This window comes from Mesorhizobium sp. Pch-S, from assembly GCF_004136315.1.
GTDB lineage: Bacteria > Pseudomonadota > Alphaproteobacteria > Rhizobiales > Rhizobiaceae > Mesorhizobium.
In genome coordinates this window covers 1,679,916-1,692,456 of record NZ_CP029562.1, presented here as the reverse complement: position 1 = coordinate 1,692,456, position 12,541 = coordinate 1,679,916, and the positions used below count along the sequence as shown (strand labels likewise).

Genomic DNA, 12,541 nt, shown 5'->3' with positions numbered 1-12,541 from the left:
TCAGAACTTCACGCTGAGATCTGCCCGCACGCCATGGTCGCTGGCCTTCGATCCGACCTGTCCGTGATAGGACAGTCCGAGCGTGGCCTGCGGTGTGATGGCGAAGTCGAGCCCGGCTTCGATGACGGCGGCGTCCTTCGCGATCGGCGCACCGGCGATCGTGAAGGCGTTGCTGCCGGTAAAGGCCTGGCTGATGGCAGGCGTCACATCGCCATAGGCATGGCGCCAGCCGATCATGCCGCGAACTGTGGCCTTGGTGGAGCCGATGTCGAAGTCGGTCGAAGCACGGATGCCGAGCGTCGTGAAGGTGTTGTCGTTGGAGCCACTGTGAACGGTCAGCGCCGACGCGCCGCCTTGCTCGGCAAAGCCGCTGGTGTGGACGTTGACATAGGCGAGGTTGGCGAACGGTTCGAAGGCAACGCTGCCGGCCTTGAGGCTGTAGCCGAGTTCACCGAAGACCTGCGTGGTGCCGGCGCGGTAGGAGCCGGTCAGGCTGTCGCTGAAGCCGGGGAAGGTAACCTGCCGGCTCGTATCGATCTCGCTCCATGTGTAGGCAAGGCCGGAGCGGAAGGAGAGGGCTCCCCACTGCGTGCCGCCATAGACGCCGAGATGGTAGTTGTCGCTCGAGGCGGATGACCTGCGATCATCGACCTTGAAGGATGAATGGCTGTAGCCGGCGAGGAAGCCCAGGCGGACGTCATCGGTGATCAAGCCATCGACACCGGTGACGAAACCACCGGTCGAACGCGACAGTTTCGCGGCATTACCGTCGCCGCCGAAATGCCCCCACGAGCCGAACACCGAGCCCCAGGCGCCGTAGCGTTCGGAAGCAACCGAAGCCGTGGTGATCTCTTTCGCATCGTCGCCATAGCCCATCAGCGGCAGGCCGCCGACGGTTTCGAAGGCCGAACGCAGGCGATCGTTCACGGCATCGCGCACGAAACGGCTATCCTCGAGCAAACCCGTCACCGTCGATGCATGGATCTCGCCCGACAGGCTGTCGAAGGCGGCGCGGGCTTCATCGGCCGACAGCACCAGCAGTGTGTTGTAGAGCGCCAGCGGCGCACCGCTCTGCTGCAGCGTGTCGAGGGCGGTGGCGGTATGTGTGCGATTGACCGTATCGGCAACGCTGGCGAACAGCGGCTTCCTGCCCGGCTCTTCGGGTTTTCCAGGCTCCTCCGGCTTTTTGATTGCAATCGTCAGATCGACCGTATTGGCACCCTGCAACAGCGTCGCATCGAGGAAGGCGGAGCGCGACAGCACTGCCGGATCGAAGCCGCCGGTGACGCCACCGGCCGCCGTCAGGATCGTGTAGCGCTGGCCGTCCTGGTAGCTGGCCTGTGCGTCCAGCGCCGTCACTTCCACCTTGCCGCCGGAAAGCGTTGCCGTACCGGTGGCGGCGATGCGGTCGCTGGCGCCGTTGCCGGCAATCTCGACCGCATAGGTCGAGCCGGCCGCGAACGTCACATCGCCCGCAATGTTCAGCGTGCCGATCGAATTGCCCGGCGCGACGATCGCGCCGGACGCGGCCATCAGGCCACCCAGCGTGCCGATGCCGCCGAGCGATGCGCCCGACTTCACGGTTACTGCGCTCACCAGGCTGGCGCCCGGATGGGCATCGTCACCGACGACCAGTTTGCCGCCGCTGACGATGGTCGTGCCCGTATGGCTGTTGGCGGCATTGAGCACCAATGTTCCGCTGCCGGCCTTGGCGAGATCCCGTGCGGTTGCGCCATCGACCAGGACGGAATCGACGACTGCCGTGACGCCACCATCGACGGCAATGGTGCCGGTCGAGCCCGATGCCGGGTTGAAGGCCAGGCTGCCGCCGGTGACATGGTAGCCGTCGGTCACGAATTGCAGCGTATCGAAGTCCCTGGTGCCGGCGACCGTGACCGTGCCGGCGCTGCCGGCAAACACGCCGACGGAACGCAGCCAGGGCTGGTTGGTCACCCCATCGACGCTGGTCCAGTTCGGGCCGATGGTGTCCCATAGGCCCGAACCGCCATCGGCTGCACCATTGGACGTCGTGTTGCCGCCGTCCCAGAACTGGATCGTCTGCCCGGCGCCCAGCGCGATCAGATAGACCTGGCCGGGAGCATCGAGGCCGACGACGTGTCGCGCCACGGTGAAATTGCTCGACGTCACCGTTTCACCGTCGAATGTGCCGCCCGGCGTCAGCCCGCCATAATCGAAAAGCCGGTAATATCCCGCCGAGGCCACCCTGGCATCCAGGGTGCCGCCAAGCGTCAGGGTGCCCGTAACCTTGACAAGGTCATTGGGGCCGCCGACCGCCCCCGGCATGTTGAGTTCGAAGCTGGAGGTCGAGCCATTCGCCAGCGAAAGGTTGCCGTCGATCGTCAGCGTGCCCGGCGAGTTGCCGGGCGACAGGAGAGCACCCGATTGCAGCGTGACCGTAGAAACCCCGCCAGAACCGATCGTGCCGCCGCCTGCCAGCGTTGCGCCGCTGCCGACGACGACCGAGCCGCCGAGCTTGTTGGCGACGACCAGCTTGCCGCCCGAAACGGTGGTGCTGCCGGTGAAGGCCGAACCATCGCCGGAAAGTATGGTGGTGCCGCTTTCATGCTTGATGCTTCCTTTGCCGCGCAGCGCCGCGACGAAGTCCAGGTCCGATCCGTCCGGCAGGCCGTTGTGGTTGAAGACGATGGTGCCGGTGCCGAGGGCGAAGCGGATCTGATCGGCCAGCAAGGTGCCGGCCGTTGCTGCTGCGGCGCCTGACGCGGCGCCGATGTTGAGGGTGCCGCTGGCAGTCGCTACTCCGGCGATCCCGACGAAGTCGGCGACACCTCCGGCATAGCTTCCGGTCCTCACCGTCGCGCCGTTGCTGATGGTGAGTGTTCCGCCAGCGTGATCGCCATTGCCGATGATCAGCCTGCCGTTGTTGGCCCAGGCCGAACTGGTACCGGTGACGGTTGTTGACCCTGAGGAATACAGTTTGTTGCCGAGGGTTGCCGAGGCGGAATTGACGCGGCCGCCATTCTCGATGGTCAGCGTTCCCTTTTCGCCATCGCCTATGACCAGCGCGCCGCTGTTGTTCCACAGCGAGTCGGCGCCGGTGACGGTGACCGTTCCTTCGGAGAAAAAGCTCTGGGCGATGCTCGCCGACGTCGAGTTGACGCGGCCGCCGTTCTCGATGGTCAGGAAGCCGAACGCCTGGCTGCCGCCGATCGTCAGATTGCCACTGTTGTCCCACAGTGAGTTGGCGCCCTTCACCAGGACAGTGCTGGTGACACCGCCGCCAAGTGCGATGTTGCCGGCCATGTTGGCTACCCGTCCACCATCGTCGATCGTCAGGGAGCCCGAACCCAGATAGCCGATGGTGAGATTGCCACTGACGCTGAACAGCGAATTCGCGCCGGTAACGGTGGCGGTGCCCTGAGCCCCGCCATTGTATCCGAGATAGGCAGAGCCGCTCTTTGCAAGTGTTCCACCACCAGCAATGGCGAGCGTGCCGGCCGTGCTTCGGCCAACCATATAGTCTCCCCACCAGTCGAGGACGTTGCCCGTTTCGGTAACCGCCTGAGCCCGCGCGTCGAGCGGCACGCTGATGGCGCAGACAGCCAGCACCATCGCGGCGGAATTGCGGAGGACACGGAGGCGGGACTTGAAGTCGATCGGCATTCTGGCAGATTGAAAATGGGTCATGGCCCATAGGGGATCGAGGTCCTTCGAGAGCAATGATCCAGCGTCCCGGCCCATGGGCTGGGCGTCCCGGCGGAAGCAATTGGCACCAGGCATGATCGAGTTCGACACAGGCAAGGTAGAGGCGAAGGAACGTCTCGATTACTGGAGCAGCGATGTGCTGCGCCGCATGTCGATTGCGCGCATGGATGCCGGGCCCGGCTTCTTCGCCAGATTGCTGCGCACGCAAGGGCGTCGCGGCGAATTCTGGGACCATACATCGGATGCGATCCGCGTCGAGCGTGGAGCGAGGCGATGCGCCAGCGACGGCGGCGACGAGATCTATGTCGGCCTGCTTCTCGACGGCCCGTCGCGGGTCAGCCAGAATGGCAACGACCACGCTTTGGTGGCAGGCAACCTCTATGTCGTCGACTTTGCCCGGCCGGTGCGCGCCGAATGGTCGTCCCATCGCGAGATTGCCATCGTCATACCGCGCGAACGGGTTGCTGCCCTCGCCGGTCGCCGGGCCATGACGCTCGGTGGCCAACGCCTGGACCGTCCCGGACTGGCCGAACTGCTCGCCTCGCATCTGGCGCTGACGGCAAGACGCATGCGCGGCCTGTCCTCTGTCGGGCGCGAGGCCGCGATCGATGCGGCGACGGATCTGGCCTGCGCCCTGCTGCGCTCGGTCGCCGACGAGGCGGTCGATCTGCCATCGGGCGATGTTTTGACCGCCGCGCTGATGGTCATCGACCAGCGCCACACGGATGCACGGCTGTCGCCGGCGCGTGTCGCCGTGGCGGTCGGCTGTTCACGCTCCGAACTTTACCGTGCCTTCGCCGGACAGGCTGAATCGGTTGCTGCCGCCATCTGGACGGCGCGGCTCGAACGATCGCGGCGCATGCTTGCGCTGCAGCCCGCTCTCGACCTCAGCGTCGCGCAGATTTCCGCGAATTGCGGCTTCCTCGACCCGTCGAGCTTCAACCGCATGTTCCGCAATCGCTACGGCATGACGCCGCGCGACATGCGCCAGCTTGCCGGAAGCAGGACGACAATCGCCTGAGGCGCGCAGCCTCGGCTGGACTTCCATGATTGCACGGCCTACCCTGAAGTTCTCGCGAGCCTGATATCGGATCAGGTCTCGACCTCGGCTCCACCGCAACGCGGCCCGAGCCTGCTCTCAGCCAAAATCCAACGCATTTTCACCGCGCAAGCGGAAGGAGTTTCCATGTCTCGAACAAAGTCGGAGCAATCTCTGCACATCCATGCGGAGGCCGGACACACCAATGCTCGATGTGCTTGCGGCGCTCTCAGGCTGACGCTTCGTGAACCGCCGCAGCTGACCGCGCTGTGTCACTGCTTGGCCTGCCAGCGCAGGACCGGCTCGCCGTTCAGCGCCAACGCCTTCTACGCGGTCGACAGCGTCGAGGTTTCGGGTGCGTCCACGGAGTTCGTCCGCACCGCCGAAAGCGGTCGCAAGGTGCGCATGTATTTCTGCCCTGCCTGCGGCTCGACCCTTTATTGGAAGGCGGAGGCGTCGCCTGAAATGATCGGCGTGGCGGTCGGCGCATTCGCCGATCCGGGCTTCGTGCCGCCGGCGCTGTCCGTGTTCGAAAAGTCGAAGCACGAATGGGTGCGGCTCGACGGGGCGGTGGAGCATTTCGACGGCCTGCCTGCTGGCAGGTGAAGTGCCCGGAGGCGGACGGGTCAGGCCGCCTTCGTGGCGAGGAAGGTGATCCATTCGTCGCCGTTGCCGTTGTTGACGGCGAACTCTTCCCACAGAACGGTCATGCCGGCCTGTTCGAGGAGATGGGCGAAGTCATCGCGGCGCCAGAGCACGGTCTGGTAGTCGCCATTCTTTTCGCCGTCGCCGTGACGCATCGAGACGAGGAAGGCGCCACCCGGCCGCAGCGACCGCGCGATCTTGCCGAGAACATCTGCGATCTCGGCGCGGCGGACGTAGAAGAGGACGCAGAGCGCAACCACCGCATCATAAGGGCCGCCGAGCGGGTCGGTGACGATGTCGAGGAGATCGGCCTTTTTGCCGCGTGCCGCCTGTATCTCGAGGAAACGCCGCGTCGCGTCGGTGCGCCTCACATGCAGGCCGAGGTCTTCCAGCAGGTCAGCCTCGCGTCCCGCTCCGGAGCCGATTTCCAGGGCCTTGCCACCGCTGCCGACTTCGGCTGCAAGCCGCTTCAGCGCGGCCTGGACACGCTCGATCGGTTCGGTGCCGACGATTTCGTCATAGCGGTCGGCATAGGCTTCGTACATGTCGACGACCTTGCGGCTCTGCTTGAGGGCTTCCGCGGCGATGGTCATGGTGGTCCTCCCTTGCAGACTTTTGCCTGGAGCATTTTGTAGCCAAGTGGGATCACTTGATGTTACAAAAATTCTTCCAAAACAAAAGCTTAGAGCATTTCCGCGTTTCCGTGAAAAACGGAAACGCTCTAGAAGGCGGCGTCGCCGTCGAGCAGGCCGATATCGCGCTTGAGGTAGTCCGGCAGGTCGCTGCGGGCGAGCAGGTCCTGCGGGCGTGGCTTGAACGGAGCGAGCAGCAGGCGGGCGAGGTGACGGCGAGGGGAAAGGTGCGAGAGCGTGGTCATGGCGGGTTCCTTTCTGTGATCTGATGAAAGGATATTGCTCCCTGTTGCGCTTCATTTCCAATCGAACGTCGCGTATCATGCATGAGGAGGAGTAATGTGTCATGAGCTGGAAACTGCCGCCTCTTGGAGCCGTCCGCGTGTTCGAAGCCGCGGCCAGGCTCGGAAGTTTCACCAAGGCTGCCGACGAACTCGGCATGACCCAGTCCGCGGCCAGCCACCAGATCAAGCTTCTGGAAGAGCGTGCCGGAACGCCGCTTTTCGTACGGAAAACAAGGCAGATAGAACTGACGGAGGCCGGCGCGCGGCTGGCGCCGGAAGCCTCATCGGCCTTCGCGACGCTGGCTGACGGCTGGCTGGCGGCGAAGGGTGGGGCAGGCGGCGTGCTCTCCGTCTCGACGATGCAGACCTTCGCGTCGAACTGGCTCGCGGTTCGCCTTGGAACATTCCAGCTGATGCATCCCGAGCTTGCCGTGAAGGTCGAGACGTCGCCCCGGCTGGTCGATTTCACCCGCGAGGCGACCGACGTCGCCATTCGCACCGGTAGCGGCAGCTGGCCGGGGTTGGCCGCGCATTATCTGTTCAAGGCGGACTATTGCCCGATGATCAGCCCGCGGCTTGCGGAAAGCGTCGGCGGCATCCACACGCCGGAAGATCTCTACAAGGTGCCGCTGTGCTGCGCCGACGATCCATGGTGGAAGATCTGGTTCGAGGCGGCCGGCGTGCCCTATGACATTGATCGCGCCATCCATGGGCCGGATCTCGGTTCGCAGGTCTATGATGCGATGGCAGCGCTCACCGACCAGGGCGCCGCGATCCTCACGCGCAATCTGTATGACGCTCTTGTCGCCAAGGGCCAGCTCATCCAGCCTTTCGAGGCCCTGGGCTCGGATGGTGACGGCTACTGGCTGGTCTATCTCGAGAGCCGCCGCAACTCCTCGCGCATCAAGGTCTTCCGCGACTGGATCCTGAGTCAGACCGAAGAGGCGCGGAGGCTGGAGGCTCGCTAGCGCCGTGCCGGGATCGCGGGCCTTGCAACGGCGCGCACTTCGCTCCAGATTGAGGGTGATGGGAATGGAGTTCTCCCGAAACCGCCACCAGGGCGTTTCCGTTTAACGGAGACGCGGAACGTTCCGGACGTTTCCTGGAATTGCTCTGGTGGCTGATGACTCCTGCTGCGTTTAAAACCGCGGTAGGAGTCTGTCCCGATCCTGCCGCCTGGGAAGGATCGGATATGTCATTCACCAATTGCCTCGTGGTCATGCTCGGCGGTGCGCTCGGAACGCTGGCGCGCTATCTCGTATCATGGCTCGCCTTGCCGATCAGCGGCCAGTTGCCCTGGGGCACCATCATCATCAACGTCACTGGCTCGCTGCTGATCGGCTTCTTCGGCACGTTGACCCTGGCACAGGGTCGTTACCCGGTTTCCGAAGCCGTGCGTCTTTTCGTCATGATCGGCATCTGCGGTGGCTACACCACCTTTTCCTCTTTCAGCCTGCAGACACTGGACCTGCTCCGCTCCGGCGCGCTTGTCCGGGCGGCGGTCAACATCGCCGCTTCCGTGGCGCTGTGCACCGCTGCCGTCGCGGCCGGGCATCTGCTTGCCTCCCGGTTCAATGGCGGCGAGGTCCGGATCGCGCAGGTCGCGCTCGAAGAGGATGCCTGAAGACCGACGGTGCTAGACGGCAGCCTGCGCCTGTCGGTTGCGTTCGCGCCCCACGGACAGTGCGATCATCGTCGAGCGCAGTTCGGAGGGCCGCACCGGCTTGGACAGGATCGGGATGTCCTGCTGCCCGAGTTCCTCGCGCACCCGGTTCTCGTCATGGCCGGTCATGACGATGGCAGGGATGTCACGACCCGCCTGCCGGCGCACTTCCCGGATGAAGTCGGCACCGACGATGCCGCCGCCGAGGTCGAAGTCGGTGACGACCAGGTCGCATGGTGCGACGGAGAGTTCCGCTCCTGTTTCGGCCTGCACGACGCAGCCCCATTTCCGCAAAAGGGTGGCGGTAGCGAGCAGCACATCCTCGTCGTCCTCGACGAGCAGCACGCGCAACCCTTCCAACGGCGAAGCAAAACGGTCTGGCTTCACCCGTCTGATCCGCTCCGGCGTCGACACCATAGGCAAGCCGGCAATGCGCACGCTGGTGCCGCGTCCCCTAACCGAGCGGATCGAGACCCGCAGCGACATCAGGTGCGCCAGCCGCTTGACGATTGCGAGGCCGAGCCCGACCCCTTCGATGTCCCTGTCTCCGCGTTCGCGCACCTGGTAGAATTCATCGAACAGAAGCGGCAGATGTTCCTCGGCGATGCCTTCGCCGCGATCATGGACTTCGATCGACAGGCCGTAGCGATGACGGCGGCAGCCGATCAGCACTTGGCTGCCCGGCGCGTATTTCAGCGCATTGGAAACGATGTTCTGCAGGATGGTGGTGAGGACAGCAGCATCGGTGCGCACATGAAGCCGGGTGCGCACGACCTTGAATGTCGTACCCGACCATTCGGTCCGGTTGGCATTCTGCGTCAGAACCTCGTCGATGACATCCTGCACGGCGACGATTTCGAAATGCGGTGTCACCTTGCCGCTGTCGAGCGTCGAGATGTCGAGCAGCGAGCGAAACAACCCTGACACCGAATGCAGTGAGCGGTCGATGTTCTCGACCATCTGCTTCTGTTCGCGGTTGAGCCCGGTGTCGCGCAGGCAGGCGGTGAACAGGCTGATGGCATGGATCGGCTGGCGCAGGTCATGGCTGGCCTGGGCCAGGAAGCGCGACTTGGCGAGGTTCGCCTCCTGTGCCGCAATGGAGGATTCGTGCACTTTTTTGAGCAGCGCGTAGATATAGGCCGGCACCAGGATGGTGGTCATCACCAGCGTCAGGGTCACATAGGGGTTCTCCGACCAGAACGAGTTGAAGTAAGTGGTGACGGCGAGTGAAAGCAGCGCCAGCAAGGTGGAAACGACGAGGTAGCGCACGCCGAAGCGAAGCCCGTTGCCGACCGTCACCCAGAGAAGCGCCGAATAGACCGGAAGCAGCGCAGCGCCGCCGATCGACATGCCGAAGGTGATGGCAGTGTAGTCTCCGCCCATCGAGAGTGCGCGCCGCCGTATAAAGGCGCCCGGCTTCCTGATGATCCACCAGTAAAGAAAAAAGGAAACCGGCATGTATGCGGCAAAATAGGCCGCAACGGCATTCAGGCTGGTGGACTGGAAGCCGTCGAGAAATGTGATCGCCGTAATATAGGACCCGAAAAGCGGCGTGAGGATGATCCGCACCATCGCCTGGGCGCGTTCGGTATCATATTGCTCGCGGCCTGCAGGCACCGCCGGCAGGCTTGTGCGAAGCGCGCGCTTGCGTTTCCTGAACATCGCCCCCCTCCGCGCGCCACGACAGATCTATCCCCTACACCGGCGTGATCCGTCTGTGAATGCGAAGATGGGGCCGCAAACCTGCGGTGGGCTGCGGATTTGCCCATCAGGATGGTGGACCGAATTGCGCAAGGACGAGGTGGTCCTGATGGGCTGAAAAGAGGCACCCGCCATCGCGCGGAACGCGGTCTGGATTTAAATATGATAATCTTACTCAAGTTTTTGTTTCCAGAACCGGGTTTGCGTTGTAGGAATGTCGAAGCCCCATCGCGGCCTCGACTGAGGAGGGAGCCTGGCTCGCTTGGGTGAAGTGCCAATGACAGGATTAGGGAACGGACGGCATGATCAATTACAAGCCCTCCAGCATCCAGAGCGCGCCGTTGGACCATGGCGAGCTGACTGGAGAACTGAACCCTCTCCGCGAGTCTGTCGCGGCTCTCGACGCTTCATTGTCCCGGCTGCACCGGGCCAAGCGCAGCGCCGATGAGAGCCTGCGGCGTGCACAGGATGCGCCCGGTCCGCACACCTCCGACAATTCGATCTTCGTGGCGTTGTGGGAGACGCATCTCGCAGACCGCGAGCTGCTGTTCTCGGCAATGCGGCAACTGGACCGCGCGCGCCAGGCCCTGCCATCGGGCGGCGCAGCGATCAGCGAGCCCGCACAAAGCGGGAAAACCGGCTGATCACGATTGTCTTTCCGGCGGCGCAAGAAACCCCACGCCGCCGGAGAATGCTCACGTGTTGTCGGAGCTTCCGGCCGTGGGGAACTGGCGCGCGAATTCCTTCTCATCGCCGGCAGCCAGCAGCTTGGCCTGCTGTACCCAGCGCTCGCGTTCGATGCGTCCGTCGAACTGGAGATATTCCTCCACGCGCTGGATGTCCGCAGCAGTCCATCCCGCTATCTGGGCATAGGTCGTGATGCCGTGTTCTTTCAGCCGCCGCTGATTGACGGGCCCGATGCCGATCAGGCGGCGCAGGTCGTCTCCAGCCGATGACTTGGCTGGCTTGGCCGCCGGTGCCTTGGCTGGGGCCGCCTTGGCTGCGGGCGCCTTTGCCGTGGCCGGCTTGGCTGCAGTTGCTTTGGTCGGAGCCGCTTTGGCTGGAGCTGCCTTGGCCGGTGACGGCTTGGCCGCGGCCGCCTTGGCTGGAGCCGCCTTGGCTGCTGGCGCCTTCGCCACGGCTGGCTTGGCGGCCGGTGCCTTGGCTGGGGCCGCCTTGGCTACAGGCGCCTTCGCCGTCGCCGGCTTGGCGGCCGGTGCCTTGGCTGGGGCCGCCTTGGCTGCAGGTGCCTTTGCCGTGGCCGGCTTGGCGGCTGGCGCCTTCGCAGGGGTTGCCTTGGCTGCAGGTGCCTTTGCCGTCGCTGGCTTGGCCGCTGGTGCCTTGGCTGGGGCCGCTTTGGCTGTGGGCGCCTTCACTGGGGCCGACTTGATCGCAGCCGCTTTGGCTGGAGCTGCCTTGGCTGAGGGTGTCGCGGCTGCCTTCGCCGCAGGTGCCGCCTTGGCTTGCGCGGGCTTGCTGGTGGCTGAGGAAACCGTTGCCGATGAAGCCAGCAGTGGAGCTGGCGAGGACGAGGCGGATTTTGCCTCGCGCAATTGCCGCTCGAGATCGGTGCGCGCGCTGGCGCAACTTTCCAGGTCGCCGGTCAGGCGCTTCGCATCGGATTTCAGCCTGTCGCGCTCGTTGCGGATGCTGTCGAGATCGCCACGCACCTGTGCAAGTTCATCACGCAGGCGTCCCCATAAAAACCAGCCGAGCAACAAGCCGACGATAAAGGCCAAAATCACGTAGAAAAAAGTCATCGCTTCTCTCCTGTCAGAAATCGTCCCGCCAAATCTTTGCGACACGTCATCTTGTGACAGAATAGCTGCAAAAGGAAAGATGCCTGTATTAAAGTCTATATCAAATCAGAAACTTAGTTCACGCCCGCCTGTCATGCGGGCCATCGGCATTCCGATATGAACCCGGCGCTCCCCGCTCTGCCGTGGTTCGCAAGGTTGTGAATCCGGTCCGGGCCCGCACCGAAGGATGACCCGGCGAGGTGCGCAAAACCGCGAAGATGCCGTGGTCAATCCCACACGCGCAGCATGGCTTCCTCGACATAGGTCAGATGCGCGGCCATGGCGGCGCGGGCCTGTTCGGCCTCGCCGGCAAGGATCGCCGTGCAGATGGCTTCATGATCGTCGAGGATATGGCTGCGCAGGACCGGTGCTTCGGCGAGGTGCCGGTGGAACTGCTGGTCGATCCCTTCCGATCGTGATGCCCACAGCTGCGAGATCATCTCGCGCAGCAATCGGTTGCCGCAGTTCTCCACGATCGTCATGTGAAAGGCGCGGTCGCTGTCATTCGACCAGTCGCCGCGCGCCGTCTCGTCGCGCAAGGCCACGATCGCCGCTTTCAGCCGCCGCCGTCCTTCCGCCGAAATGTGCTGCGAGGCTTGGGCTGCGGCTTCCGGTTCCAGCAGCCGGCGCACCGCCATGACCTCGATCGGTGAATGTCCGACCTCCGGCAGGGCCTGGGCCGGATTGGCCGGCACTTTCAGGAAAGCGCCGACGCCAACCCGAACCTCCAGCATGCCGGCCACTTCCAGCGCGATCAATGCTTCGCGCACCGTCGGCCGCGAGACGCCGAGCGAAACCGCAAGATCACGCTCGGAAGGCAGCTGCTGGCCGGGCGTCGCCTCGCCGGACAGGATCTGATCGCGGATCTGGTCTGCGATCTGCAGATAGAGCTTCCTGTTCGAGACAGCCTGAAGTTTCAAACCCGTACCCTCTGTCCGGGTCGGCCGGCAAATCGGCTCCGTCCCCGTGGTGACCATAATCTGGCGGCGACCGCAGCGGAAGCCTGCCCGCTTTATCTATCGGTCTGGCCACCTGACAGCAAGTGGTCTGACCACTTGACAGCATGACCGATGCTGAAATATTGGAAACCGTCC

11 protein-coding genes and 1 riboswitch are annotated in these 12,541 nt (G+C 64.1%); of the genes, 5 read left to right on the top strand and 6 right to left on the bottom strand.

Annotated features, from left to right (window positions below; genetic code table 11):
* Entirely contained in the window at positions 1-3,666 is a 3,666-nt protein-coding gene (locus C1M53_RS07840) for an autotransporter domain-containing protein (RefSeq protein WP_165358090.1), read from the bottom strand.
* A gap of 91 nt (positions 3,667-3,757) precedes the next feature.
* Between C1M53_RS07840 and C1M53_RS07835 the strand changes: the two genes are divergently transcribed.
* Positions 3,758-4,705, top strand: a complete 948-nt coding sequence (locus C1M53_RS07835) for a helix-turn-helix domain-containing protein (RefSeq protein ID WP_165358089.1) — start codon at positions 3,758-3,760, stop codon at positions 4,703-4,705.
* Between the two features lie 165 nt (positions 4,706-4,870).
* Entirely contained in the window at positions 4,871-5,329 is a 459-nt protein-coding gene (locus C1M53_RS07830; RefSeq protein WP_129411730.1) for a GFA family protein, read from the top strand.
* A 20-nt stretch (positions 5,330-5,349) separates the two neighbouring features.
* On the opposite strand, the gene C1M53_RS07825 is transcribed toward C1M53_RS07830, so the two are convergent.
* Both C1M53_RS07825 and C1M53_RS31665 read right to left on the bottom strand, forming a co-directional pair.
* A complete protein-coding gene (locus C1M53_RS07825; RefSeq protein ID WP_129411729.1) occupies positions 5,350-5,961 on the bottom strand; it encodes a class I SAM-dependent methyltransferase in 612 nt (203 codons plus the stop codon).
* 128 nt (positions 5,962-6,089) lie between these two features.
* A complete protein-coding gene (locus tag C1M53_RS31665) occupies positions 6,090-6,245 on the bottom strand; it encodes a hypothetical protein (RefSeq protein WP_165358088.1) in 156 nt (51 codons plus the stop codon).
* A gap of 101 nt (positions 6,246-6,346) precedes the next feature.
* Between C1M53_RS31665 and C1M53_RS07820 the strand changes: the two genes are divergently transcribed.
* Together C1M53_RS07820 and crcB are read left to right on the top strand one after the other, a co-directional pair.
* Positions 6,347-7,252 (top strand): LysR substrate-binding domain-containing protein, encoded by a 906-nt coding sequence (locus C1M53_RS07820; protein ID WP_129411728.1) that lies wholly within the window; start codon positions 6,347-6,349, stop codon positions 7,250-7,252.
* A 51-nt stretch (positions 7,253-7,303) separates the two neighbouring features.
* Positions 7,304-7,424: riboswitch (Fluoride riboswitch) on the top strand.
* A gap of 52 nt (positions 7,425-7,476) precedes the next feature.
* Positions 7,477-7,908: a fluoride efflux transporter CrcB gene (crcB, locus tag C1M53_RS07815; protein ID WP_129411727.1), complete on the top strand. Its 432-nt coding sequence runs from the start codon at positions 7,477-7,479 to the stop codon at positions 7,906-7,908.
* Positions 7,909-7,920: 12 nt separating this feature from the next.
* On the opposite strand, the gene C1M53_RS07810 is transcribed toward crcB, so the two are convergent.
* A complete protein-coding gene (locus C1M53_RS07810) occupies positions 7,921-9,609 on the bottom strand; it encodes a hybrid sensor histidine kinase/response regulator (RefSeq protein WP_129411726.1) in 1,689 nt (562 codons plus the stop codon).
* Positions 9,610-9,950: 341 nt separating this feature from the next.
* Here C1M53_RS07810 and C1M53_RS07805 point away from each other — a divergent pair, with 341 nt between their 5' ends.
* Complete coding sequence (locus C1M53_RS07805; RefSeq protein ID WP_129411725.1) at positions 9,951-10,292, top strand: hypothetical protein; 342 nt, start codon at positions 9,951-9,953, stop codon at positions 10,290-10,292.
* A gap of 51 nt (positions 10,293-10,343) precedes the next feature.
* On the opposite strand, the gene C1M53_RS31890 is transcribed toward C1M53_RS07805, so the two are convergent.
* Both C1M53_RS31890 and C1M53_RS07795 read right to left on the bottom strand, forming a co-directional pair.
* Positions 10,344-11,408: a proton-conducting membrane transporter gene (locus C1M53_RS31890; RefSeq protein WP_207213077.1), complete on the bottom strand. Its 1,065-nt coding sequence runs from the start codon at positions 11,406-11,408 to the stop codon at positions 10,344-10,346.
* Positions 11,409-11,674: 266 nt separating this feature from the next.
* Entirely contained in the window at positions 11,675-12,367 is a 693-nt protein-coding gene (locus C1M53_RS07795; protein WP_165358087.1) for a FadR/GntR family transcriptional regulator, read from the bottom strand.
* Positions 12,368-12,541: the final 174 nt, after the last annotated feature.